At 71.6% G+C, this 23,589-nt stretch carries 22 protein-coding genes; 10 read left to right on the top strand and 12 right to left on the bottom strand.

Going from position 1 to position 23,589, the window contains the following annotated elements:
- Positions 1 to 109: 109 nt before the first annotated feature.
- Genes AB0C73_RS14435 through AB0C73_RS14455 form a run of 5 tightly spaced genes read right to left on the bottom strand, consistent with a single transcriptional unit; the run spans position 110 to position 6,205 of the window.
- Complete coding sequence (locus AB0C73_RS14435) at positions 110 to 496, bottom strand: DoxX family protein (protein WP_362528990.1); 387 nt, start codon at positions 494 to 496, stop codon at positions 110 to 112.
- A complete protein-coding gene (locus tag AB0C73_RS14440) occupies positions 493 to 2,463 on the bottom strand; it encodes an acetoacetate--CoA ligase (protein ID WP_362528993.1) in 1,971 nt (656 codons plus the stop codon). Before AB0C73_RS14440 ends, AB0C73_RS14435 begins: the two co-directional genes overlap by 4 nt.
- A complete protein-coding gene (locus AB0C73_RS14445) occupies positions 2,460 to 4,040 on the bottom strand; it encodes a bifunctional 3-(3-hydroxy-phenyl)propionate/3-hydroxycinnamic acid hydroxylase (protein ID WP_362528996.1) in 1,581 nt (526 codons plus the stop codon). The genes AB0C73_RS14440 and AB0C73_RS14445 overlap by 4 nt, the downstream gene beginning before the upstream one ends.
- Before the next feature lie 7 nt (positions 4,041 to 4,047).
- Positions 4,048 to 5,031 (bottom strand): fumarylacetoacetate hydrolase family protein, encoded by a 984-nt coding sequence (locus AB0C73_RS14450; protein ID WP_362528999.1) that lies wholly within the window; start codon positions 5,029 to 5,031, stop codon positions 4,048 to 4,050.
- 28 nt (positions 5,032 to 5,059) lie between these two features.
- Positions 5,060 to 6,205, bottom strand: a complete 1,146-nt coding sequence (locus AB0C73_RS14455; protein ID WP_362529002.1) for a VOC family protein — start codon at positions 6,203 to 6,205, stop codon at positions 5,060 to 5,062.
- A gap of 134 nt (positions 6,206 to 6,339) precedes the next feature.
- On the opposite strand from AB0C73_RS14455, the gene AB0C73_RS14460 reads away from it, so the two are divergent.
- Positions 6,340 to 6,975, top strand: a complete 636-nt coding sequence (locus tag AB0C73_RS14460) for a TetR family transcriptional regulator (RefSeq protein ID WP_362529005.1) — start codon at positions 6,340 to 6,342, stop codon at positions 6,973 to 6,975.
- An 11-nt stretch (positions 6,976 to 6,986) separates the two neighbouring features.
- Positions 6,987 to 7,124 (top strand): hypothetical protein, encoded by a 138-nt coding sequence (locus AB0C73_RS14465; RefSeq protein ID WP_362529006.1) that lies wholly within the window; start codon positions 6,987 to 6,989, stop codon positions 7,122 to 7,124.
- A gap of 136 nt (positions 7,125 to 7,260) precedes the next feature.
- On the opposite strand, the gene AB0C73_RS14470 is transcribed toward AB0C73_RS14465, so the two are convergent.
- Together AB0C73_RS14470 and AB0C73_RS14475 are read right to left on the bottom strand one after the other, a co-directional pair.
- Positions 7,261 to 7,791 carry a sortase gene (locus AB0C73_RS14470; protein ID WP_362529009.1) on the bottom strand — a complete coding sequence of 177 codons (531 nt, stop codon included), beginning with the start codon at positions 7,789 to 7,791 and terminating at the stop codon, positions 7,261 to 7,263.
- A 323-nt stretch (positions 7,792 to 8,114) separates the two neighbouring features.
- Positions 8,115 to 9,776 (bottom strand): FAD-dependent monooxygenase, encoded by a 1,662-nt coding sequence (locus tag AB0C73_RS14475; RefSeq protein ID WP_362529011.1) that lies wholly within the window; start codon positions 9,774 to 9,776, stop codon positions 8,115 to 8,117.
- Between the two features lie 235 nt (positions 9,777 to 10,011).
- Between AB0C73_RS14475 and AB0C73_RS14480 the strand changes: the two genes are divergently transcribed.
- The 7 genes from AB0C73_RS14480 to AB0C73_RS14510 all read left to right on the top strand — a co-directional run bounded on the left by AB0C73_RS14480 (position 10,012) and on the right by AB0C73_RS14510 (position 15,321).
- Positions 10,012 to 11,133 (top strand): SchA/CurD-like domain-containing protein, encoded by a 1,122-nt coding sequence (locus tag AB0C73_RS14480; RefSeq protein ID WP_362529014.1) that lies wholly within the window; start codon positions 10,012 to 10,014, stop codon positions 11,131 to 11,133.
- 67 nt (positions 11,134 to 11,200) lie between these two features.
- Positions 11,201 to 11,674, top strand: a complete 474-nt coding sequence (locus AB0C73_RS14485; RefSeq protein WP_362529017.1) for a cupin domain-containing protein — start codon at positions 11,201 to 11,203, stop codon at positions 11,672 to 11,674.
- Positions 11,671 to 12,939, top strand: a complete 1,269-nt coding sequence (locus AB0C73_RS14490) for a beta-ketoacyl-[acyl-carrier-protein] synthase family protein (protein ID WP_362529019.1) — start codon at positions 11,671 to 11,673, stop codon at positions 12,937 to 12,939. The genes AB0C73_RS14485 and AB0C73_RS14490 overlap by 4 nt, the downstream gene beginning before the upstream one ends.
- On the top strand, positions 12,936 to 14,183 hold the full coding sequence (locus AB0C73_RS14495; protein WP_362529022.1) for a ketosynthase chain-length factor: 1,248 nt from the start codon (positions 12,936 to 12,938) through the stop codon (positions 14,181 to 14,183). The genes AB0C73_RS14490 and AB0C73_RS14495 overlap by 4 nt, the downstream gene beginning before the upstream one ends.
- 24 nt (positions 14,184 to 14,207) lie before the next feature.
- Positions 14,208 to 14,468, top strand: coding sequence for an acyl carrier protein (locus AB0C73_RS14500; protein WP_362529025.1), 261 nt, complete (start codon positions 14,208 to 14,210; stop codon positions 14,466 to 14,468).
- Between the two features lies 1 nt (position 14,469).
- Positions 14,470 to 14,949, top strand: a complete 480-nt coding sequence (locus AB0C73_RS14505; RefSeq protein ID WP_362529027.1) for an SRPBCC family protein — start codon at positions 14,470 to 14,472, stop codon at positions 14,947 to 14,949.
- 39 nt (positions 14,950 to 14,988) lie between these two features.
- Entirely contained in the window at positions 14,989 to 15,321 is a 333-nt protein-coding gene (locus tag AB0C73_RS14510) for a TcmI family type II polyketide cyclase (RefSeq protein ID WP_362529030.1), read from the top strand.
- A gap of 121 nt (positions 15,322 to 15,442) precedes the next feature.
- Here AB0C73_RS14510 and AB0C73_RS14515 read toward each other — a convergent pair whose 3' ends face one another.
- Positions 15,443 to 16,477 (bottom strand): methyltransferase, encoded by a 1,035-nt coding sequence (locus tag AB0C73_RS14515; RefSeq protein ID WP_362529032.1) that lies wholly within the window; start codon positions 16,475 to 16,477, stop codon positions 15,443 to 15,445.
- Between the two features lie 55 nt (positions 16,478 to 16,532).
- Positions 16,533 to 17,597 carry a right-handed parallel beta-helix repeat-containing protein gene (locus AB0C73_RS14520; protein ID WP_362529034.1) on the bottom strand — a complete coding sequence of 355 codons (1,065 nt, stop codon included), beginning with the start codon at positions 17,595 to 17,597 and terminating at the stop codon, positions 16,533 to 16,535.
- Positions 17,598 to 17,824: 227 nt separating this feature from the next.
- On the opposite strand from AB0C73_RS14520, the gene AB0C73_RS14525 reads away from it, so the two are divergent.
- Complete coding sequence (locus tag AB0C73_RS14525) at positions 17,825 to 19,333, top strand: hypothetical protein (RefSeq protein ID WP_362529038.1); 1,509 nt, start codon at positions 17,825 to 17,827, stop codon at positions 19,331 to 19,333.
- A 6-nt stretch (positions 19,334 to 19,339) separates the two neighbouring features.
- Here AB0C73_RS14525 and araD read toward each other — a convergent pair whose 3' ends face one another.
- From araD to araB, 3 genes are all read right to left on the bottom strand, one after another.
- Positions 19,340 to 20,053 (bottom strand): L-ribulose-5-phosphate 4-epimerase AraD, encoded by a 714-nt coding sequence (araD, locus tag AB0C73_RS14530; protein WP_362529039.1) that lies wholly within the window; start codon positions 20,051 to 20,053, stop codon positions 19,340 to 19,342.
- 56 nt (positions 20,054 to 20,109) lie between these two features.
- Positions 20,110 to 21,618 (bottom strand): L-arabinose isomerase, encoded by a 1,509-nt coding sequence (gene araA, locus AB0C73_RS14535; RefSeq protein ID WP_362529041.1) that lies wholly within the window; start codon positions 21,616 to 21,618, stop codon positions 20,110 to 20,112.
- Positions 21,619 to 21,694: 76 nt separating this feature from the next.
- Positions 21,695 to 23,401, bottom strand: coding sequence for a ribulokinase (gene araB, locus AB0C73_RS14540; protein WP_362529043.1), 1,707 nt, complete (start codon positions 23,399 to 23,401; stop codon positions 21,695 to 21,697).
- Positions 23,402 to 23,589: the final 188 nt, after the last annotated feature.

Raw genomic sequence — 23,589 nt, forward strand, 5'->3', positions numbered from 1 at the left:
GCTCGGGGCGGCCGACGCCCTCGTGCGCTGCGGGAAGCCGACGCCGGCGGGGTCGTCGCCGTCCTCTGAATCCTCTGGGCCGCCCCACCGCTCGGCGTCCGGCGCTTCGTCAGAGCCGCAGCCCTCGGAGGCCTGAGGCGGGGTCCGCGACGGTACGGCGTCCGGGCGGCTCACGGCTTCGCAGTCGGCGCAGCTCCCCAGGCGTCCGTGTGGCGTCGTCAGCTGCAACTGCCGTGCGGAATACAAGGGTTAGCGCGACCATCAGCAGTGCCAGCCCGATTGCGGCGGCCACCCCGATTGCGGCGGAGGCCAGGCCGAGTACCAACCCGCCGGCTCCGGCCACTTCCAGGGCGCCGACGACGCGGTAGAGGCCCGGCGACATGCCGAGGTGCGCGGCCGCCTGGCGCATGAACGGCACCGCGGCGATCTTCGCCGCTCCCAGTGGCAGAAAGACCAGGGTCAGGACGACGGCGAGGGTGATCTGCCCGGCTGTCATGTCGACCGTCCCCGGCGTTCGGCACCCAGCCGGGCGTAGTGGTCGATCAGGTCGGGGGCGTCCACGGTGGCCGGGTTGACGACCTGCTCGGCCGGGGCGCCCTGGAGGAGGCGTTTGACGGGGACTTCGAGCTTTTTGCCGGTGCGGGTGTGCGGGATACCCGGCACTTCCAGGATCTCGTCGGGGACATGGCGGGGTGAGGCGTCGGTCCAGATCGCTTCCTCGATCTTCTCGCGGAGAGGGTCGTCCAGGGTCGCCCCCGCGGCGAGGACGACGAACAAGGGCATCCAGTAGCCGCCGTCGGGTTCCTCGGCGCCGATGACCAGGGCTTCCGCGATCTCAGGGAGGCGTTCGACCGCGTCGTGGATGTCGGCGCTGCCCAGACGTACGCCGTTGCGGTTCAAGGTGCTGTCGGAGCGGCCGTGGACGATCACCGAGCCGTGGGAGGTGCGAGTGATCCAGTCGCCGTGGCGCCACACGCCGGGGTAGGAGCAGAAGTAGGCGTCACGGTAGCGGGTGCCGTCGGGGTCGTTCCAGAAGTACAGCGGCATGGACGGCATCGGGCGGGTGACGACCAGCTCGCCGACCTGGTCCACGACCGGGCGGCCCTCCGTGTCGTACGCGGCCAGCGCCACGCCCAGGTGCGCTGCGGACAACTCGCCCGCCCACACGGGTGTGTTGGGCGCACTGCCCGCGAAGCCGGACACGACGTCCGTGCCGCCGCTGATCGACGCCAGCAGCACGCCGTCGCCGACATGGTCGCGGACCCAGGGGTAGGCGGAGGCCGGCACGGCGGAGCCGGTGCAGCCGACCACGCGGATCGACGACAGGTCGTGGACGGACGGGTCGATGCCGAACTTGGCCATGCCCAGCAGGTACTGGGGACTGGTGCCGAAGACGGTCACCCCGTGGCGCGCGGCCAGCTCCCACAGGACGTCGGGCCTGGCGACGGGCGCCGGGCTGCCGTCGTACGTGCACGTGGTGGCGCCGGTGAGCAGCGTGGAGGCGACCAGGTTCCACATCATCCAGTGGGTGGTGGTGTACCACAGCAGGCGGTCGCCCGGACCCAGGTCGGAGTGCAGTCCGAGGGTCTTCAGGTGCTCCAGCAGGACGCCGCCGTGGCCGTGGACGATGCCCTTGGGCAGGCCGGTGGTGCCGGAGGAGAACACCACCCACAGGGGGTGGTCGAACGGCACCGGCGTGCAGGTGAGTTCCTCGGTGCGGGAGGCGGCGTCGTCCCAGGGGACGACCAGCGACGGGTACGCCTGCGACGGCTGCGGCAGGCCCACGTGGTCCACCAGGAGCGTCGCCTTCAACGTCGGTAGCGCACCGGCGAGTTCGCGGGTGGCATCGCGTCGGTCGTGGGTGGTGCCGTTGAAGAGGTAGCCGTCGGCACCGATCAGGACGGTGGGCCGCAACTGGGCGAAGCGGTCGGCGGCGGCCTTGGGTGCGTAGTCCTGCCCGCAGACCGACCACACGGCGCCCAGGCTCGCGGCGGCGAGGAACGCGACGATCGCGTGCGGGGTGTTGGGCAGGTAACCCACCACGCGGTCCCCTGTGTCGACGCCCAGGTCGCGCAGGGTGGCGGCGACGGAGGCGACCTGGGCGCGGAGCCGCCCTCCGGTCACCTCGTAGCGGGAGCCGGTCTCGTCGAGGGCGATGATCGCCGCGTTGTCGTCGGTGAGGGTGCGCAGAGCGTGGTGGGCGTAGTTGAGGGTGGCGCCGGGGAACCAGCGGGCGCCGGGCATCCGCTCCTCCGCCAGCACCTGCTCGTAGGGAGTGTCCGCGTCGATGTCGAAGTACTCCCACACCGCGCCCCAGAAGCCCTCCAGATCGGTGACCGACCAACGGTGCAGGGTGGCGTAGTCGGAGCCGGCCATGCCGACGCGGCGGGCGAATTCCATGATGCGGCTGTCGGCGACGACCTGCGGATCAGGTGTCCTGAAAGGCTCGGGCACGGTCGTCATGGAGCGCTCCTCAGCAGGCTGTTCTCGACGGTGCGTCGGGGTGGCAGGGGGCTGTGCGTGGTGTGCAGAAGCGACGCCCATGTGGCGGTGTCGGTGAAGTCCGCGCCCCCGGCCGGGACGACGTCCATGACGACGCGGTCGGGGCGCAGCAGGACGGCGTCCGCGCGGCCGGCGCGCAGCCAGGCGGCGAGCGTGCCGTCGTCGCCGAGGTCGGTCACCGGGACCGCCCGGACGCCGAGCCCGTGGGCCAGGGTGCTGAGCGAGGGCCAGGGTTCGGCGGCGGTGAGCACGGTGAAGGAGTCGCCCAGCACCTCGTCGAGGCGCATGCGCCGTCCCTCGGCGGTGACCCACGGCTGCGGGCAGTGGGTGCCCGCCAGGCTCCTTCTCATGCGGCGCCGGACGAGGGGCCCCGCAGTCAGGGGCGGACTGAGATCGCGGCCGGCCAGCGCGGTCAGGCTTGGGATGCGGCAGGCGGCGGCCAGGAGTCTGCGGCGCAGCGCGGCGGCGCCGTCCTGCCCGCCGGTCATGGCCCAGCCCATGGCGACCGCGAGCCGGATGACACGCCGGGCGTGCGGCTTGCGTTCGCTCTCGTAGGTGTCCATCAGCCGCTCGTCACCGCCCTGTCGGAGGACGCGGGCGAGCTTCCAGGTGAGGTTGTACGCGTCGCGCAGGCCCGCGCACAGGCCCTGTCCGATGAACGGAGGGGTGAGGTGGGCGGCGTCACCGAGCAGGAAGACGCGCCCGCTGCGCCACCGGTCGGCCACGCGCGCCCGGAAGGTGTACTGCGCCTTGCGGAGGATTTCGAAATCCCCGCCGCACGAGGGCGGCAGCCAGGGCGCGACCATGTCGCGCACCGGCTCGTCACCGTCCCGGAGGCGGAACTCCCAGCGGTAGCGGTCCTCGCCGACCCGCATGAAGGTCGCCGGGCGGTGGGCGTCGCACACCTGGTCGACGCCCTCCCAGCAGCGGACGTCGGCATCCGTGCGGACGTCGACGACCGTCCAGCTCTCCTCGAAGCGCAGGTCCTCCCAGACGGCTCCGACGGCCTCGCGGGTGAGGCTGTTGGCACCGTCACAGCCGAGGACCGCCTCGGCCCACAGCTCGTGTTCACCGTCGTCGTCGCGGTAGGTCACTCGCACGGGGCCGGCGGTGTCCGGGCCGACGCCGGTGACCTCCCTGCCGCTCAGCAGTTCGCACTCCGGGCGCAGGGCGAGGGCGTCGCGCAGCAGCCGTTCGAGCTCGGGCTGGTCGAACATGCTGGTCTGTGGGTAGCCGTGATGGCCGTGCCCGGTGCGGCGGAACTCGGCCATCACCCGGTGCCGGGCGTCGAGCAGCCGCAGCCCGTTCGCCGGGCGGGCGATCTTGGTGAACTCCTGCTCCACGCCGGCGGCCTGGAGGATCCTGCGGACCTCGTCGTCGGTGGCGACCGCGCGCGGGAGCGGGTAGATGACCTGGTGGCGTTCCAGAACGACGGTGCGGACTCCGCGCCGGGCGAGGAGGAGGGCGGCGGTCACGCCCACCGGCCCGGCGCCGATGATCACCACGGGTACGTCGGCCCCGTTGCGTCGGACGGTCATGTGCGGCTCACTTCGGGGTCGTGTCTGTGACGGGGGTTCGCTGCTCGCCGAGGTCGATCCGGCCGTCTCCGGTCGCGATCGTCGCCGTGATCACGTCACCCGCGCGGAGATAGTGCGGGTTCTTCGCCTGGGACTTGAAGAACGCCTTCCACTTCACCGCGGGCGGCAGCAGCGCGCCGATCTTCTCCACCGGCTTCGGCGGGGCCTTCAGCGCCGTACCGCCGGGCGTGCCGGTCAGCAGCAGGTCACCGGGGTCGAGGGTCTGGAAGCGGGCCAGCAGTGTCAGTGCCCGCGCCGGGCGGACGATCATGTCGGCGAGGGTGCGGTCCTGACGCAGCTCGCCGTTGACGGACAACCGCAGCCGCAGGTCCGGGAGATGGTCGAAGTCGTCCGGTTCGAGCAGGGTGAGGTAGGGGCCGGTCGGCGTGAAGGTGGGGTAGGACTTGCTCTCGTAGAACTGGGTCCTGGTCAGCTGGACGTCACGCGCGCTGACGTCGTTGGTGATCACCAGGCCGGCGACGTACGACGGCAGGTCACGCTCCTCGACGACCGTGCCGACGGGCAGTGAGGCGCCCATGACGAGCCCGAGTTCGATCTCGTAGTCGAGGAACGTCACGTGGGAGGGCCGCACGACGGCGTCGGCGGGCCCGCTGACCGAGCCGGACGCCTTGCGGAAGAAGGCGGGCGGAATGTCACCGGTGAAGCCCGAATCACGGGCATGGCTGCGGTAGTTGACCATCTGGGCGACCACCCGGCAGGGGGTGGTGACCGGCGAGAGGGCGGTGAGGTCGGCGAGGGGTACGCCCGCGTCACTGGAGCGAGCCGCCTCTCGTACGGCGTCGCGGTCGGAGATCAGCTCGGCGGTGGTGACGGCCTTGGTGTCGACAGGGACGGCCCGGTCGATCGGGGTCCCCCCTGCTCGACCGGAGTCGAGAGCTCGGGGGAGGGCGACCCACCAGCCGTCGGCGGTGCGCAGGACGTTGGTGCTCATGTCAGTGCCTTCGTGAGGAGGTGGGGGTTCAGGACTTCGCGGCCTTGAGCAGGCCGAGCAGCCGCGCTCGGTCCATCTCGTTGTCACCACGCAGGGCGCCGATGACGTCGCGAACACGCTGCGGGGAGGGGCTCGCGCCGAGGAACTCGCGCGTGGCGGGCGGCCCCCACTGGGCGAGACCGCTGGTCGACATCGGCGCCCACCCGGGCTCCACGTCACAGGAGAACAGGTCGCCGTCGGCGAAGTGTTCGAGCATGAAGTGGTCGGGGTCGCGCCAGTAGTCGAACAGCTGGCTGCCCTGGATGTGCCGGCCGATACCCCAACTGTGCTGGTAGCCGCGCTCCTTGAGGTACTCTCCCCCGGCGGCGATCGAGTCCAGGTCGGTGACCTGGTAGGCGGAGTGGACGTAACCCGTCCCGGGGCCCAGATGCATGGCGAGCGTGTGGTGATCGGCCGGCACGCTGCCCAGGTCGCAGCGGATGAACGCCATGACCGGGCCTCGGTCGCGCTGCCCGTCCAGGAACATGAAGTCGGAGACGATCATCCCGAGCGTGTCCAGGTACCAGTCCAGGGCCCGGTTGAACACTCTCGTCTCCAGCACCACATGCCCCAGCCTCTGGATCCGGGACGGCTCGCGCGGCGGGCGCTGCATGGCGTTCGTACGGCGGTGATCGGTGCCGAAGTTGAGCAGCAGCGGGCTCTGCTCGGGCAGCGCCGGCAGCTGCTCGCCGCAGTGCACCACGCGCACGGGGCATCCCGAGGGGTCGAGCAGATCGACCACCTTGCCGCCGCCCGGGACGTCGGCCTCCCGCACGTCGGAGCCGGTGGCGCGCGCCAGGCGGTCCAGGTCGGCTCGATCCGCCGCTCTGAAGACCGGTCCGATGAAGCGGGACGTGCGACCGCGCCGGATGACCATGCACGGCGTGCCGGCGAAGGTGCCGCGCAGCCACAGCTCGCTCTCCGTGCGCGCGGCGACCTGGAAGCCGAAGTCGCGGGCGAAGACCTCGGCCCGCTCCAGGTCCGGCTTCTCGAACTCCAGCCAGGCCAGGTCCGCCACCTTGATCACGGGATTTCGGGAGCGGCCGGGGTGCTCCCCCCGCAGGGCGCCCTGCTCGCTGTGCAGGTCCTGGTGGGCCGTCTTGACGTCGGCCCCGTGGATGCGGGTTTCAGACATGGTCCCTCCGAGCAACATCGCCGTAATGATGAAATCATCAAGTTTGACAGTTCCGTCGTCAAGAGGTTTCCGGAAAGAAATGATGAATTCATCAGAGCTGCTGTCGTCATCGCCCCCGCGGCTAGACTTTCCGCATGCCTACGTCAGCCCCGCCCAGCAACCGCTTCAAGCGGCGCCGCGCCGAGACCCGGCGCGCGCTGGTCCTCGCCGCCCGGCAGATCCTCGCCGAGACCGGGGACACCAGCGCCAGCATCCAGGCGATCGCGGAGCGCGCCGACGTCGGCTTCGGCTCCTTCTACAACCACTTCGAGTCGAAGGCCGAGCTGTTCGACACGGCCGTGGTGGACGCGCTGGAGGAGTTCGGCCAGAACAGCGACGACCGCCTGACGGGAATCGACGACCCGGCGGAACTCGTCGCGGCGGGCTTCCGGCTCAGCGCCCGCATGGCCGACTCCCACCCGGAGCTGATGCAGGTCCTGCGCCGTCGCGGCCTGGGACACATCCACTCGGACAACGGCCTGTCCCGGCGGGCGGTGCGTGACCTGGAGGTCGGCATGGCCTCCGGCCGCTTCACCACCATGGACCTGGCGGTCGCGCTGTCCGCACTGGGCGGCACCCTGCTGTCCCTGGTCGAGCTGAGATTCGCCCGCCCCGACCTGGACGGCGACCAGGCCGCGATCAACCTGGCCGAGATGGTCCTGCGCATGCTGGGTGTCCCGCCGGACGAGGCCCACGAGGTCGCCCAGCGCCCCCTTCCCGACCCTGCCTGACCGTCCTTGCCTTGACCGGCAAGGTCGGCGTCGATCCGGCCCTGCTCGGCGTCCTGTGGCACCCGCACGCAGAGTGCCTCCAGCACGTCCACCGGCACACCAAGAACCTCCTGGTGTCGTCATCGCCCAAGAAGCTCGGCTTCTTCTGACGACGGACCGTGGCCGACAGCGTCCGGCACGCCGCCTGACGCCGTTCTTCCCGTGGACCGTGTCTCCGGGGATGGCAGGGCCCCGGGTCTCCTCGTGGAGCCGGGGCCCTGACCGGGGGGGTGTGGAGGTGTGGGATCAGGCGGAGTTACGGGCGGCGACGGCGCGGCGGCGCCTGATGATCAGGGTGCCCGCGGCGGCGCCGCCGAGGAGCAGGGCACCGAGGGCGTACGGGCCGGCGCCGGCGTCCGCGGTCTCGCCGGCGCCTGCGCTTGCGCTTGCGCCCGCGGCCCAGCCGAAGCCCGCTGCCACGGCGCCGGTCGGCCGGCCGGCGATCCGGTAGGTGACGGTCTGTTTGATGCGCGGCGGGCACTTCAGCGTCACGGTGTCCTCGCCCGAGACGGCGTCCGCCGGGAGCGTGAACCGACCCACCAGGACGCCCGCCCGGTCGCCCGGCAGGAGGTGGAACTTCCCGCCCGCCACCGACTCGCCCTTGCCGTACGTCTCCTTGCCGCAGGCGGTGGTGGTGACGGTGACGGTGGTGCCGGGGGCCGCCGTCCCCGGGTTGACCCGGACCTCACCGGAGGGGGCCGCGGCGGCGGAGGGCGCGGACAGAACGAGGGCGCCCAGGACCAGGGCGAGCTGGGGACCCGTACGTGCAAGACGCATGCTTCTTCTCTCTTTCGGCGGAGCTTTCCCGGCCCGCTGTGGCGCGCGCCTCCTGTGCTGTGCTCCGTGCACGAGGAGACCCCTGCCCGGTTATCACCGCAACGGGAAGATCGCGCGCCATGTCCCCCGGTCGGGGTCTTGATCGTCCTTACCGATGGTCAACACCGCAGGTCAGAGCGGCCCGTACGGTGCTCGGAAAAATTGTTCCGTCCACGCGCGAACGGGCTAGAGGTCGACGTCCCGACCACGAGCGGCGGGCGCCGAGGGGGTGGCCGGGCACCCTGGGAAGGACATCCCTGCCATGCCCGGCGCCGGGAGAACGGTCAGCCCCGGCCCAGGAGGGCCGTGAGGGCGTGCCGCAACGCCGCGTCGGGATTCTCCGACGCGCCTTCGGACCGCCACGCGACGAACCCGTCGGGGCGGACGAGCACCGCACCGTCCGTGGTGACGCCGTGCGCTTCCGCCCACTCCGTGTCGCTCGCCGGGGAGAGCTCCGCGTCGGGCCCGTCGCCGATCCGGTACGTGTCGAGCGGCACCGACAGCTGCTGCCCGACGCGTGTCGCCGCGGTGTGCCACCTGCCGGCGCCGTCCGCGGAACTCAGGAGCACCAGGGACCGCTCGTACAGGTCGAGGGTGGAGATCCGGGCACCCGCGCGGTTCAGCCACAGGTGAGGTGCGCGGCTCCCGGGTTCGCCCGTCAACCGCAGCCCGTCGGACACGACCGGCTGCGTCGGGTCGGTGCCCAGGACGGCACCCTTCGGATAGCGGTAGCCGAGCACCTCGTTGAGGATGCCGCTCTTCTTTCCCTGGGGGCTGCCGGATCCGGGGACGGGGACGTACCCGGGGTGACTGTGATCGGCCGAGCGCGCCGTGGCCCGGGCGCAGGTCGTCTCCGCGACCGGCCGGCGCTCCGCGTCGTAGGACGCGAGCAGGCCGGGGCCGGCCCAGCCGCCCAGTACGGCGGCGAGCTTCCAGGCGAGGTTGTGCGCGTCCTGGATACCGGTGTTGGAGCCGAACGCCCCGGTGGGCGGCATCTCGTGGGCGGAGTCGCCGACGAGGAACACCCGGCCTTCCGCGTACCGTTCGGCGATCCTCACGGCCGCGTGCCAGGGGGCTCTGCCCGTGATCTCCACATCGAGGTCCGGCACCCCCACGGCGCGCCGGATGTGCTCCCTGCACCGCTCGTCGGTGAACTCCTCGAGCGTCTCGCCGTGTTCGGGATGCCAAGGGGCGTGGAACACCCAGTGCTCCCGGTTGTCGACCGGCAGCAGGGCCCCGTCGGCCTCCGGGTTCGTCAGGTAGCAGACGATGAAGCGCCGGTCGCCGACGACGTCCGCGAGGCCGCGGGAGTCGAAGGTGATGCTCACGTTGTGGAACAGGTCCCCCGGACCGCTCTGCCCGATGCCGAGCTGCTCGCGAACCGGGCTGCGCGGGCCGTCCGCCGCGACGAGATAGTCCGCCCGGATGGTGGTGTGCTCACCGGTGTCACGGTTCTTGACCCGCGCGGTCACCCCTTCGGCGTCCTGCTCGAAGGACATCAGCTCCGTCCCGAACCGCAGATCTCCGCCCAGCTCCCCGGCGTGCTTGAGCAGCACCGGTTCGAGATCGTTCTGGCTGCACAGACACCACCCGGAGGGGCTGAAGCGGGCGACCCCGCCGCCGGGGTCGATCTCCTTGAAGAGCCACTCGCCGACGTCTCCCACCAGGCTCGGCGTCTGCAGGATGCCGTTGTTGTGCGCCAGGACCGACGCGGCCTCCTGGATGGGCCGCACCACCCCGGCTCCGCGGAACAGCTCCATCGTGCGCACGTTGTTGCCACGGCCACGGGGGTGCATCGAGGTGCCCGCATGGCGCTCGACCAGGGTGTGCGGCACTCCGAGACGCCCCAGGAACAGCGAGGTGGACAGGCCCACCAGCGAGCCGCCGACGATGAGTACGGGCGTGCGGAGACCGGGTGCTTCACCGGCCGTGTCGAATCGGTCCATTGTTCGTCTCCGGCGTCAGCTGCGACGCGAATCGGGGATGGGATGCAGATGTCATGCCCTTCGGGGACGGATCCGCGTGCCGGAGGCACCCAGATGACACGGGGTTCACTCGTCCGCTCCTCGCGGGCTCGCGCACTGTCGGCGCTCCTGTCAAGGATCGACACATGACGACCCCGGCGTGTCGGTCACGCGGGGCGTCCCCCTCCCCCCACTCAGAAGAGAAGAGGTGTGCCGGATGGCCCCCTCGGGACGCATCTCGCAGTCCGTGTTCGACGGCTCCAGGCTGCGGGTGATCCTCCTGCTCGACCTGTACGAGGGCGCTCAGCAGCAGTTCCTGGACGCGTACGAGCTCATGCGCAAGCAGGTCGCCTCCGTTCCCGGTCACATCAGTGACCAGCTCTGCCAGTCCATCGAGAACCCCTCGCAGTGGCTCATCACCAGCGAGTGGGAGAGCGCCCCGCCGTTCCTCGCGTGGGTGAACAGCGAGGAGCACGTCGAAACCGTCAAGCCGATGCACAGCTGTGTCCGGGACACCCGCTCGATGCGCTACAGCATCCTCCGGGAGACCATCCCCGGCCGGCCGGCCTCGCGGACCGCGGCATCGGCCGACGCGCAGGTGGAGGCCCGCGTGGGCGAGGGTGTGGCACACCACGCCCTCACCTTCACCGTCAAGCCGGGTGCCGAGTCGAAGGTGGCGGAGCTCCTGGCCGGATACGAGTCACCCGAGGCCCAGGTCGACGAGACCACCCGGCTGCGCCGCACCTCCCTCTTCATGCACGGCAACCGTGTCGTACGTGCCGTGGAGGTGGAGGGCGACCTCCGCGCGGCACTGCGGCACGTCGCCCGTCAGCCCGGGGTACGAGCGGTCGAGGAGGCCATGAACCCGTACCTGGAGCAGGACCGGGACCTGACCGACCCCGAGTCGGCACGGGTGTTCTTCACCCGGGCCGCGCTCCCGGCCGTCCACCACGTGGTGTCCGACCGGCCGGCACCGGCCGACCTGCGGCGGCACGCGCTGTACTACCCCGCCAAGGAGGGCCACGGGATGGAGCTCGCCCGGTTCCTCGCCGATCAGGACCGGGTCGCGGCGGGCGATCCGGACAGCCCGGTGCACGCCAGCACCGTGTTCCAGCGCGACGACATCGTGGTGCGCCTCATCGACGTCACGGGCGAACTCGACGTCGACCCCCTCGCCTCCCTCGGGCTCAAGGGCGCCCGGAAGGCCGAGGAGCTGGGGCGTCTGCTCGACGGCGCCGCGATCGGCGTCGAGGGCTCCCTGGAGACGGAGCGCAACATCAACCGGCTTCTGTCGCACGCCGACATGCTGCCGGTCACCGACCGCTCGGCGGCTTCCTGACGGCCGGTCGCGGCTCCTGCCGCAGTCGCTCCCGAGCTCGTCACTGCCACATCTGGAGGTATCAACCATGCTCAAGCAGCGTCCACGCATCGTGAACCTGAGCGATACGGAACCCAACCGCAGACGGGGAGGTGACCTGCGGGCCGTGCTCACGCCGGCCAGCGTCGGTGCCACCAGCGGCTTCATGGGCCTGGCCATCGTCCAGCCGGGCGAGCGCATCGGCGAGCACTACCACCCGTACTCCGAGGAGTTCGTGTACGTCGTCTCCGGCGCGCTGGAAGTGGACCTCGACGGCGAGACGCACGCGCTCACGACCGATCAGGGTCTCCTGATCCCGATCGACGTACGGCACCGCTTCCGCAACGTGAGCGACGCGGAGGCCCGTATGGTCTTCCACCTGGGTCCGCTCGCCCCCCGGCCGAGCCTCGGCCACGTCGACACGGAGGTCGCCGACGAGACCGAGCTCGCGGCCGCGGGCCCGCACCTGACCGTGCACGACCCTGGGCACGGTGGGCCCGAGCGAAGCGGGGCCATCGAGTGACCCGGCGAGTGGCCGTCACCGGCATAGGTGTGGTCGCTCCTGGCGGCACCGGAGCGAAGGCGTTCTGGGACCTCCTCGCCGCCGGCCGTACCGCGACCCGCGGCATCACCCTGTTCGACCCCGCCGGGCTGCGCTCCCGCATCGCCGCCGAGTGCGACTTCGACCCGGCGGACCACGGCCTCGACCCGGACCTGATCCGCCACGCCGACCGGTACATCCAGTTCGCCGTCGTCGCCGCGGGCGAGGCCGTCCGCGACGCCGCACTCGACACCGACGCCGAGGACCCCTGGCGCGTCGCCGTCTCCCTGGGCAGCGCCGTCGGCGGCACCACCCGGCTCGAACACGACTACGTCCTGGTCAGCGAGGGCGGCCGGCGGTGGGACGTGGACCACCGCGTCGCCGGCCCCAAGCTGCACATGGCGTTCTCACCGAGCGCCCTCGCCTCCGTCGTGGCCGAACAGTTCGGAGCACACGGCCCGGTGCAGACGGTCTCCACCGGATGCACCTCCGGCCTCGACGCCGTCGGCTACGCCTTCCGCACCATCGCGGAGGACCGGGCGGACGTCTGCATCGCCGGCGCGTCGGACTCCCCGATCTCGCCCATCACCATGGCCTGCTTCGACGCCATCAAGGCCACATCGCCCGACAACGACGACCCGGAGCACGCCTCCAGGCCCTTCGACAACCACCGCAAGGGCTTCGTCATGGGCGAGGGCGCGGCCGTCCTCGTCCTGGAGGAGTACGAGCGTGCCAGAGCCCGCGGTGCGCACATCTACTGCGAGATCGGCGGCTACGCCACCTTCGGCAACGCCTATCACATGACCGGTCTCACCAGCGAGGGCCTGGAGATGTCCCGGGCGATCGACTCGACGCTCGACCAGGCCCGGCTCGACGCCACACGGATCGACTACGTCAACGCTCACGGCTCGGGCACCCGGCAGAACGACCGCCACGAGACCGCCGCCGTGAAACGGTCCCTGGGGGCGCACGCCTACGACACGCCCATGAGCTCCATCAAATCCATGGTGGGGCACTCGCTGGGCGCGATCGGCGCGATAGAGGTGGTCGCCTGCGTTCTCGCGCTGAAGCACCAGGTGGTACCTCCGACGGCGAACTACGAGACCCCCGACCCCGAGTGCGACCTGGACTACGTACCCCGCACCGCCCGCCCCCGGAAGCTCAGGAACGTGCTCTCCGTGGGCAGCGGATTCGGCGGATTCCAGTCCGCGGTCCTCCTGACGGGGCCGGGCGGGAGGACACGATGAGCACTGAGCGCGCGCGGCGCGCGGTCGTCACCGGCATCGGTGTGATCGCCCCCAACGGACAGCGCGCCGACGCCTACTGGAAGTCCGTCCGGGAAGGCGTCGGTGTACTGGACCGGATCACCCGTGAGGGGTGCGAGGACCTGCCGCTCAAGGTCGCCGGCCAGGTCCGCGGCTTCGACGCCTCCGCCCTGATCGAAGGGCGCTTCCTCGTCCAGACCGACCGTTTCAGCCACTACGCGATGGCGGCGGCACAGCTCGCCCTCGACGACGCCGGCCTCGCCCACGACGGGACGGAGGAGCCCTTCTCGATCGGCGTCGTCACCGCGGCCGGTTCCGGCGGCGGCGAGTTCGGGCAGCGAGAGCTCCAGAAGCTCTGGTCCCAGGGCTCCAAGTTCGTCGGCCCGTACCAGTCCATCGCCTGGTTCTACGCCGCGAGCACCGGCCAGATCTCCATCCGCAGCGGGTTCAAGGGGCCGTGCGGTGTGGTCGCGAGCGACGAGGCGGGAGGTCTGGACGGTCTCGCCCACGCGGCCCGGGCCGTACGGCGCGGGACCGGCGCGATGGTCGTCGGAGCGGCGGAGGCGCCCCTCGCCCCGTACTCGATGGTGTGCCAGCTCGGATACCCGGAGCTCAGCACCGCCGAGGACCCGGACCGCGCCTACCGGCCCTTCACCGAGGCGGCCTGCGGCTTCGTCCCCGCCGAGGGCGGCGCGATGCTCGTCGTGGAGGACGAGTCCCGTGCCCGCGACCGGGGCGCGGCCGTCCGGGCCGTCGTGGCCGGCCACGGCGCCACGTTCACCGGCGCCTCCCGGTGGGAGGAGTCCCGGGAGGGACTCGCCCGCGCCATCCGTGTCGCCCTCGACGAGGCCGAGTGCGCCCCCGAGGAGATCGACGCCGTCTTCGCCGACGCCCTGGGCGTACCGGAGGCGGACCGCGCCGAGGCGCTGGCGATCGCCGACGCCCTCGGGGCGCACGCCACCCGCGTTCCCGTCACGGCGCCCAAGACGGGCATCGGCCGCGCCTACTGCGGGGCGCCCGTCCTGGACACCGCCGCCGCGGTCTTCGCGATGGAGCACGGCGTGGTCCCTCCCACCCCCAACGTGTTCGACATCTGCCACGACCTCGATCTGGTGATGTCCCGCGCTCGCCCCGCCGAGCTGCGCACGACCCTCGTCCTCAGCCGGGGACTCATGGGATCCAACGCGGCGCTGGTCATGCGCCGCGGCGACGACTCCGCCCGGTAGGACCGGGCGGGAAGGAGAGCACAGATGATCACCACCGCACTGACCTTCGACGAACTCGCCGCGCTGATGAAGCAGGCGGCCGGGGTCACCGTCGACGCCCGGGAGCTGGAGAAGGCGCCGGACGCCCCGTTCTCCACCCTCGGCGTCGACTCGCTCGCCCTGCTCGGGATCGTCGGCGAGCTGGAGAACCGGTACAGCGTGTCGCTGCCCACCGACGCCGAGCGTTCCAAGACGCCCGCCGAGTTCCTCGGCCTGGTCAACAACACGCTCAGGACGGGGGTCTGACGTGTCCGGTCACACCGACAACAGCATCACCATCGACGCCCCTCTCGACCTCGTCTGGGACATCACCAACGACATCGAGAACTGGCCCGGTCTCTTCAGCGAGTACGCCTCCCTCGACGTGCTCGCCCGCGAGGGCGACTCCACCACCTTCCGCCTGACCATGCACCCGGACGAGTCCGGGAAGGTCTGGAGCTGGGTGTCGGAGCGCACCGTCGACCGTCCCGGGCGGACCGTCCGCGCCCGCCGTGTCGAGACCGGCCCGTTCGACCACATGAACATCCGGTGGGAGTACGAGGAGACGCCGGCCGGCGTCCGCATGCGCTGGGTGCAGGACTTCGCGATGAAGCCCGACGCCCCGGTCGACGACGCCTGGATGACCGACAACATCAACCGCAACTCCCGCACGCAGATGGCCCTCATCCGGGACCGCATCGAGCAGGTCGCACGCGACCGCCGGAGCGCCCCGGTCCTGCCCGGCTGACCGCGCACACCCGCAGCCCACTCCTTGGAAGGACGCTCGATGCACCACGCCCTGATCGTCGCCCGCATGGCGCCCGGTTCGGCTCCGGCCATCGCCGACGTGTTCGCCGCCTCCGACCGTGGGGAACTCCCCCACCTGGTCGGCGTCACCCGGCGTCGCCTGTTCCAGTTCGGCGACGTGTACCTGCACCTCATCGAATCGGACCAGGACCCGGGGCCGGCCATCGCGAAGCTCTCCGGGCACCCGGAGTTCCGGGACGCCAGCGAGAAGCTGTCGGCGTACGTCAGCGCGTACGACCCGCAGACCTGGCGCAGTCCCAAGGACGCCATGGCGCACTGCTTCTACCGCTGGGAGCGCGACGCGGGTTCCTGACCCCCCGAGGCACACACGGCGGGAAACCCGAGGCCGCCCACTCCGCGAACGACGCGGGGCGGGCGGCCTCGGGTCTGGTTTCCCTCCTTCGGCCCCGTCGGACGGGAACTCGGACAGGAACTCAGACGGGAACGGTGCACTCGAAGGCGTGGAGGTACGCGTTGACCGGGCGGATCTCGCCGATCACGAGCCCCGCGTCCGTCAGCCGGTCGACCATGCTCTGCCGGGTGTGCTTCGCACCGCCGACGTTGAGGAGCAGCAGCAGGTCCATGGCCGTCGTGAACCTCATCGAGGGCGTGTCGTCCACGAGGTTCTCGATCACGACGACCCGGGCGCCGGGGCGCGCCGCCCTGCGGACGTTGGCGAGCGCCCTGCGGGTGCTGTCGTCGTCCCACTCCAGGATGTTCTTGATGATGTACACATCCGCCTGGATCGGGATGTCCTCGCGGCAGTCTCCGGCCACGACCCGGACCCGGGAGCTCAGCGCGCCGCCGGCCCGCAGGCGCGGATCGGCGTTCTCGACCACTCCGGGCAGGTCGAGCAGCGCGCCGCTCAGGGAGGGGTGCTTCTCCAGCAGACTCGCCAGGACGTGTCCCTGTCCGCCTCCGATGTCGGCGACGCTGGACACGTCCCCGAGGTCGAGAAGGTCCGCCACGTCCTGCGCCGACTGCCTGCTCGACGTCGTCATGGCCCGGTTGAAGACGTAGGCGGACTCGGGCGCGTCCTCGTTGAGGTACGTGAAGAACTCCCGGTCGTACACGTCCTCGAAGACGTTCCGTCCCGAGCGCACCGCCTCGTCGAGCTTGGGCCAGACGTCCCAGGTCCACGGCTCGGTGCACCACAGCGCGATGTACCGCAGGCTGTGCGGATCGTCCTCGCGCAGCAGCCGGGACATCTCCGTGTGGGCGAAGGTGCCGTCGGCGTGCTCGGTGAAGACCCCTTGGCAGGACAGCGCGCGCAGCAGCCTGCGCAGTGTCCGCGGCTGGGTCTTCACCACCGCCGCGAGGTCCTCCGCGGTCATGGGCGTGTCGCCCAGGGCGTCGGCCACTCCCAGGCGGGCGGCCGCCCGTACGGCGGCGGCGCACGCCGCCCCGAAGACGAGCTCCCTCAGGCGCATGGGCGGGGCGGGAGCGGGAGCCGGATCAACCGTTGTCATCTGTCTGCCTTGTCCTTGCTGTCGTGCCGTGGGTGGCGGCGGGGAAGGCGGTGGGTCAGCACATTCCGGCGGGTTCCGAGAGCGTGCAGGTGTTGCGGGTGAAGGTGTTTCCCTGACCGGTGTCCCGGTCGGCCAGATCGGCGGGGCTGTTGTCCGTCACCACGTTGCCGCGGATCGCGTTCCGCTCGTTCGGAGCGCCCACGAAGCTCTTGAACAGCACGATGCCGCCCGAGAGCGGCGAGGTGCCCACGTGGCCGACGACCCTGTTCTTCTCCACCACCGTCTCCTCGACGCCGGTGAGGACGATTCCCGAGCCCTGCAGGAAGGGCAGACGGGGGGTCTTCGGGCAGTACTTGTTGTTCGCGTGGACGTTGTTCCGGCGCAGGGTCATCGCCCCGGCGCGCGGCTTGGACTCGTCGCCCACCACGAACACCGCGGCGCAGTTGCCGGTCGCCTCGTTGTGGTCGACGGTCAGGTTCCGCAGGCGCCGCACCGTGATGCCGATCCGGTTGCCGGAGACGCGGTTGCCGCTGACGACGGTGCCGAGGGTGTCGGTGGCTCCGCCCTCCTCGGTGACGGTGTTGGCCAGGAACAGGCCGGCGTCGCCGTTGTCCCGGGCGGTGTTGTGGCGCAGCACGCCGCGTACGGACCGCTCCTGGGCGATGCCCCAGGTGCCGTTGGACTCGGCGGTGACCCGCTGGACCTCCAGGCGGTCGGTCCACTTGGCCCACAGGCCGTTCTTGGTGAAGCCCCGGAGGGTCAGCGAGCGCACGGTCACGTTCTCGACGGGACGGGTCTCGGTGCCGGTGACACAGATGCCGTTGCCCGCCTGGGCGCACGTGTCGGTACCGGGGGTCGCCGCCGGCACGATGACCGTGGGGAAGACGGTCGAGCCACGGAGGGTGAGGCCCGAGGTGGTGATGTGGACGCTCTCCCGGTAGGTACCGGGAGACAGGACGATGGTGTCCCCCGGCTTCGCGGCGTCCACGGCCTTCTGGATCGATTCACCCGGCTTCACCAGGTGGACCGTCCGGCCGTGGGCCGGTGGGGCGGCTGCGCCCAGCCCCGAGGCCGCGAGAGCCACGGTGCAGGTCAGGAGGGCGATCTGTCGTTTGGTCATGTGGCGAAGCTATGAGCGCGTATCGGGGCCTGCCACCGCTGGTCCTCCAGGCGGGCCTAGGCATACCTCCTTGCGGTCCACTGGCGGGCGTGGCGCGCGGTACGGCTCCTCGACCGGTTGAGGTTCCTCTGAGGTGGAATTGACGCTCGTTGACTACTAGTCAGTAGCATGCGGCACGCAGGCCTGCACGCACTTCTGACCACCCATGACCAAGGGGGAACTTCCGCATGTCCACGCGTACCCTCATACGCGCTCTCCACGGATCCGCGCTCGCGCTGTCCGTGGCGGTCACGCTCAGCGCCTGCGGCTCGACAGCGCCCGCCCCGTCGGCCGACGCCGCCGTCGGGAACGCCCCGGCCGCGGCGGCCGACCCGGCCTACGAGGTCCTGCCCGCGGCGACCGCCGACAGCCCGAAGGCCACCGTGGCCGGAGACCGGCCGAGCGCCTCGCCTTCGGCGCCGTCGCCCCGACCGGCCGACCCCGGTGCGGCGAAGGCGCCCGTCATCGTGTCCCCCGCGTCCGCGTCGGCATCCGGAAGGCCCACCGTTGCGGCCGCCACCCGCGGCCTGAGGCTCGACGCCTACGACCGGCGGACCGGCAAGGCCGTTCTCGCGCTCTCCGACACCGGCAAGGGCGCGCCCAGCCCCTCCGCGACGGCGGCGGCCGTCGCCGCGGTGCGACCCGGCCGGCTGATCGACAGCCCGCCGTCGCCCGCAGCACCCCACGGTGCCCTGCTCGCGATCACCGGTGTCGAGCCGGCGAACGACGGGAAGCTTGAGGTCAGCACCCGTCCGGCCACCGTTTCCGAGCTGCTCGGACAGACCTGGGCCGACATCAAGAGCGCCCTGGATCCGCGAAAGATCCAGGTCACTCCGAAGCTCAAGGACCTCAAGGCGTCCTACGTCCCGAACCCTGACGGCGGCCAGGGATCCGCCTCCGCCGTGCTGCAGCTGGACGCGAACACCTCCGTCCCGCTGCCCGGCGGTACGAAGGCCACGCTCACCGGCTCGGTCGCGCTCGAACCGAGCGTCATGTTCTCCTACCGAGGGGCCCACGGGATCCTCGCCCCGGAGCAGGCCAAGGTGGGCTTCGACCTCGGCGCACACGCCGACTGGCGCCTCACCGCCGGCCTCTCCGGCTCCACGGGAGTCAGGATCCCGATCGCCACGCTCACCGCTTCGCCCGTGGTGATGGTCGGCGAGGTCCCCGTCGTCATCGTCCTGAACACCACCGTCTACGCCGTCGCCGACGCCGACGGCACCGTCTCGGTCGACACCACGCAGGAGTTCGACGGCAGTTGGGGCGTCCACGCCGACTACACCAAGGCCGGCGGCTGGACCTCCGCCACCGAGCCCGTCGACACCAGGGTCTCCCCGGTCAAGGCCACGTTCACCGGCCGCGCCTCGGTCCGCACCGGCCTGACCGCCGAAGGCTCCGTCGCCCTCTACGACGCGGTGGGCGTCAAGGCCACCGTCGAGCCCTACCTGCGCGCGGACGTGGAAGGCACCGTCAGCATCGACTCCAGCAGCGGCGCGCCGACCGTCCACGGCAGGGCCGGACTCTACGGCGGGCTCGACGTGAACGGAGCCATCCTCGCGCGCATCGCCATCCTCGGTACCCCGCTGTTCGAAAAGGCCATCCCGTTCCGGCTCTACCACGACGAATGGCCGATCGTGGCCCGCGAGGCGACCACCCAGATCCCGAGCGCCCGGCCGACGCCCTCACCGGCGAACTGAACCCGGTCAGGCAGAAGAAGGGTTGCCGTAGTAGGCGTTGGGGCCGTGCTTGCGTGTGAAGTGACGGTCCAGAAGGTGCTGCGGGGGTTCGACCGGGCCCAGGGCGATGGTGTGGAGGGCCATCTCGGCCACCGCCTCACAGATGATGGCGTGCTCCAGGGACGCGGTGGCGTCGGCACCCCAGGTGAAGGGGCCGTGGTGGGCGACCAGGGCACCGGGGACCTCCCGGGCCCGGCTGTCGTCACGGCCCAGCAGGTCCACGATGACCTGGCCGGTGTGGTACTCGTACTCCGTGGCGCACTGCTGGGGGGTGAGGGCCGCGGTCACCGGGACGGGGCCGTTGAAGGTGTCCGCGTGGGTCGTCCCGAGCACCGGTATGGGGCGGCGGGCCTGGGCGAAGGCGACGGCGTGGGTGGAGTGCGTGTGGGTCACGCCTCCGATGGAGGGGAAGGCCAGGTAGAGGCTCCGGTGCGTCTCCGTGTCGGTGGACGGGCGCAGCCGGCCTTCCACGACGCTTCCGTCGGACAGGGAGACGACGACCAGGTCCTCCTCGCTCAGCACGTCGTAGGCCACGCCCGAGGGCTTGATGACGAAGACGCCGGCTTGTCGGTCCACACCGCTCACGTTGCCCCAGGTGAGGGTGGCGAGCCCGGCTCGGGGGATGCGGAGGTTGGCCTCAAGGACCTCGCGGCGCAGCTCCTCGGAAACGGTCGTGCTCACGGGGGACTCCGTCCTGGCGGGGGTGACTGGCGTCGTGGGGGCGGTGGCGGGGGTGTTCACAGGCTCTGGGCCAGCCGGTGGTACGCCTGGTTCCAGCGCAGCTCGCGGGTGAAGCGCCGGATGGTGGTGTCCTCGTCGATGACGACGAGTTCGGTGCGCAGCATCTCGGCGAGGTCGTCGAGCTCCTCGCCGCCGAGAGCCGTGGTCAGGACGGTGTGGTGCGGTGCTCCGGCCGTCAGCCAGGCCTCGGTGGAGGTGCGCAGGTCCGGGCGGGGACGCCAGACGGCGCGGGCGACGGGGAGCCTGGGCAGCGGCTCGGGCGGGGCGACGACGTCGATGTGGTTGGCGACGAGGCGGAACCGGTCGCCCATGTCGGCGAGGCCGACGACGACGGCCGGGCCGGGGTCCGCGTCGAAGACGAGGCGGACCGGGTCCTCGCGGCCGCCGATGCTCAGCGGGTGGATCTCGCAGGCGGGCGTGGCCGATGTGAGGGAGGGGCACACCTCCAGCATGTGGGCGCCGAGGATCAGCTCCCGGCCGGGCGTGAGGTCGTAGGTGTAGTCCTCCATGAAGGACGTGCCGCCGGGCAGGCCGTGGGCCATCGTCTTCAGGGTGCGCAGCAGGGTGGCGGTCTTCCAGTCGCCCTCGCCGCCGAAGCCGTAGCCGTCCGCCATCAGGCGCTGCACGGCGAGGCCGGGCAGCTGGCGCAGGCCGCCGAGGTCCTCGAAGTTGGTGGTGAAGGCGCGGAAGCCGCCTTCGGTGAGGAAGCCGCGCAGGCCGGCCTCGATGCGGGCGGCGTACCGCAGGGAGTCGTGGCGCTCGCCGCCGGACCGCAGCTCGGGCGCGAGGGCGTAGCGCTCCTCGTACTCCTTGACGAGGGCGGTGACGGTGTCCTGGTCGGCGGCGTCGACCGCGGCGACGAGGTCGTTGACGCCGTAGGTGTTGACCGAGACCCCGAACCGCAGCTGTGCCTCGACCTTGTCGCCCTCGGTGACGGCGACGTCGCGCATGTTGTCGCCGAAGCGGGCGAGTTTCAGGGTGGTGAGTTCCGCGCGGCCGACGGCGGCGCGGGCCCATCCGGCGATGCGTTCGACGACCTCGGGGGCGGAGACATGGCCGGCCACGGTCTTGCGCGGGACACCGAGGCGGGTCTGGACGAAGCCGAACTCGCGGTCGCCGTGGGCGGCCTGGTTCAGGTTCATGAAGTCCATGTCGATGGTGGACCAGGGCAGCCGTCGGTTGGCCTGGGTGTGCAGGTGCAGCAGGGGCTTGCTCAGGGCGTCGAGGCCGGCGATCCACATCTTGGCCGGGGAGAAGGTGTGCATCCAGGCGATCAGGCCGATGCAGCGGTCGTCGGCGTTGGCCTCCAGGCAGACCGCGCGGATCGCGGCCGCGTCGGTGAGGACCGGCTTCCACACCAGGCGTACGGTCATCCGGGCCTGGTCGTCGAGGGTGGCGCAGATGGCGCGGGACTGGTCGGCGACCTGGGCCAGGGTCTCGTCGCCGTAGAGGGCCTGGCTGCCGGTGAGAAACCAGATCTCGCGGTCGGTCTTGGCGGGCGTCATGTCGGGTGTGCTCCTCGGAGGTGCTGGGGTCGGGAGGTGGGGCCGGCGGAACCCGGAGAGCCGGGGAGGCGGCCCGTCAGCCGGCGGTGGCGACGCGTGCGGTGTTGCGGATCCGTCGCAGGCGGTGCAGGAGGAGGTCCGTACCGGTGCCGAAGTGCTCGTGCAGGGCGCGGTACTCGCCGAACAGCGCGTCGTAGGCGTCCGCCCGTACGGGGTCGGGCAGGTACGCGTGGCGCTGGACACTTCCCATGACGGAGGCGGCGGTGCGGACGTCCGGATGGGCGCCTGCGGCGACGGCGGCGTGGATGGCCGAGCCGAGCGCCGGTCCTTGTTCGGAGGCGCCGAGGGAGACGGGGCGGCGGAGCACGTCGGCGTGGATCTGCATGAGCAGCGCGTTCTTCTTCAGGCCTCCGGTGACGATGAACTCCTCGACCGGGATCCCGCCGTCCTCGAAGGCCTCGACGATCAGCCGGGTGCCGTAGGCGGTGGATTCGAGCAGGGCCCGGTAGACGTCTTCGGGCCGGGTGTCGAGGGTGAGGCCGGCGACGACTCCGGAGAGGTGGTGGTCGACCAGGGGGGAACGGTTGCCGTTCATCCAGTCCAGGGCGACCAGGCCGTGCGCGCCGACCGGCTGGGCGGCGGCCTTGCGGGTCAGGAGCTCGTGGAGGTCCTCGCCCGAGGCCTGCGCCTCGGCGCGATAGTGGTCCGGCACGCCCTGCCTGAGCCACCAGGCGAAGATGTCACCGACCGCGCTCTGGCCGGCTTCGTAGCCGTAGGAGCCCTGGACGATGCCGCCGTCGACGACCCCGCAGATGCCGGGGATCTCGGCGAGGGCGGCGCCGTTGAGGACATGGCAGGTGGACGTGCCCATGATGGCGAGCATCCGCCCGTTCTCGACGGCGCCCGCGGCGGGCGCGGCCACGTGGGCGTCGACGTTGCCGACGGCGACGGCGATGCCCTCGGGGAGGCCGGTCCAGCGAGCGGCCAGGGAGCTCAGCCCGCCGGCCCGGGAGCCCAGGGGGGAGAGCGGGTGTTCCAGGCGCGTGGCGGGGAAGTCGGCGAAGTCCGGGTGGAGCCCGGCCAGGAAGCCGGGCGAGGGGTAGGCGCCGTCCTGGTGGATGCCCTTGTAGCCGGCGGTGCAGGTGTTGCGGGACTCGCTGCCGGTGAGCTGCCAGACGATCCAGTCGGCGGCCTCGATCCAGCGGGCGCAGGCGGCGTAGACGGCGGGGTCCTCTTCCAGGACCTGCAGGGCCTTCGCGTACTGCCACTCGGAGGAGATCTTGCCGCCGTACCGTGCGATCCACTTCTCGCCGCGGGCGTGCGCGAGGGCGTTGATGCGATCGGCCTGCTCCTGGGCCGCGTGGTGCTTCCACAGCTTGGGCCAGGCGTGCGGGCGGGCGGCCCACTCGGGCGTCAGGGCGAGCGGGGTGCCGTCCGGGGTCGTCGGCAGGACCGTGCAGGCGGTGAAGTCGGTGGCGATGCCGATGACGCGGGCGGGGTCGATCCCGGCGACGGCGACCGCCGCCGGAACGGCGGTACGCAGGACGTCGCGCCAGTCCTCGGGGTGTTGCAGGGCCCAGTCGGGGGGCAGGGGCGCGCCCGTGGAGGGAAGGCGGTCCTCGATGACCGCGTGGCGGTACTCGTGGACCGCCGACCCGAGTTCGGCGCCGTCCCGGACCCTGACCACGACGGCGCGCCCGGAGAGGGTGCCGAAGTCGACTCCGATGGTGCAGGCCTCGGGGTGGTGACGGGCGGCGGAGCCGGGGAGGGCGTGTGCGGTCACAGTGGGGTCTCTCTCGTCGTGGGCGGGGCCGGGGGCTGGAGGGCGCGGGGTCCGGGGACTGGAGGCGCGGGGCCCGGGGGCCTGGGGCCTGGGGGCCCGGAAGCGCGGAGGACCGGAGGCCCGAAAGCGCCCGGGAGCCCGGAGGAGCCCTCTGATTGTTAACGCTCACATCCGGAGGAGACAAGAGC

Source organism: Streptomyces sp. NPDC048623 (assembly GCF_040650755.1).
Taxonomy (GTDB): Bacteria; Actinomycetota; Actinomycetes; order Streptomycetales; family Streptomycetaceae; genus Streptomyces.

Coding starts and splice junctions, on each gene's coding strand:
- AB0C73_RS14440 (WP_362528993.1), bottom strand. CDS start 2,463: ATGACGACCGTGCCCGAGCCTTTCAGGACACCTGATCCGCAGGTCGTC.
- AB0C73_RS14470 (WP_362529009.1), bottom strand. CDS start 7,791: ATGCGTCTTGCACGTACGGGTCCCCAGCTCGCCCTGGTCCTGGGCGCC.
- araA (WP_362529041.1), bottom strand. CDS start 21,618: ATGACGCCCGCCAAGACCGACCGCGAGATCTGGTTTCTCACCGGCAGC.
- AB0C73_RS14435 (WP_362528990.1), bottom strand. CDS start 496: ATGACAGCCGGGCAGATCACCCTCGCCGTCGTCCTGACCCTGGTCTTT.
- AB0C73_RS14485 (WP_362529017.1), top strand. CDS start 11,201: ATGCTCAAGCAGCGTCCACGCATCGTGAACCTGAGCGATACGGAACCC.
- AB0C73_RS14460 (WP_362529005.1), top strand. CDS start 6,340: ATGCCTACGTCAGCCCCGCCCAGCAACCGCTTCAAGCGGCGCCGCGCC.
- AB0C73_RS14450 (WP_362528999.1), bottom strand. CDS start 5,031: ATGAGCACCAACGTCCTGCGCACCGCCGACGGCTGGTGGGTCGCCCTC.
- AB0C73_RS14515 (WP_362529032.1), bottom strand. CDS start 16,477: ATGACAACGGTTGATCCGGCTCCCGCTCCCGCCCCGCCCATGCGCCTG.
- AB0C73_RS14480 (WP_362529014.1), top strand. CDS start 10,012: ATGGCCCCCTCGGGACGCATCTCGCAGTCCGTGTTCGACGGCTCCAGG.
- AB0C73_RS14510 (WP_362529030.1), top strand. CDS start 14,989: ATGCACCACGCCCTGATCGTCGCCCGCATGGCGCCCGGTTCGGCTCCG.
- AB0C73_RS14520 (WP_362529034.1), bottom strand. CDS start 17,597: ATGACCAAACGACAGATCGCCCTCCTGACCTGCACCGTGGCTCTCGCG.
- AB0C73_RS14455 (WP_362529002.1), bottom strand. CDS start 6,205: ATGTCTGAAACCCGCATCCACGGGGCCGACGTCAAGACGGCCCACCAG.
- AB0C73_RS14500 (WP_362529025.1), top strand. CDS start 14,208: ATGATCACCACCGCACTGACCTTCGACGAACTCGCCGCGCTGATGAAG.
- AB0C73_RS14495 (WP_362529022.1), top strand. CDS start 12,936: ATGAGCACTGAGCGCGCGCGGCGCGCGGTCGTCACCGGCATCGGTGTG.
- AB0C73_RS14475 (WP_362529011.1), bottom strand. CDS start 9,776: ATGGACCGATTCGACACGGCCGGTGAAGCACCCGGTCTCCGCACGCCC.
- AB0C73_RS14525 (WP_362529038.1), top strand. CDS start 17,825: ATGTCCACGCGTACCCTCATACGCGCTCTCCACGGATCCGCGCTCGCG.
- AB0C73_RS14445 (WP_362528996.1), bottom strand. CDS start 4,040: ATGACCGTCCGACGCAACGGGGCCGACGTACCCGTGGTGATCATCGGC.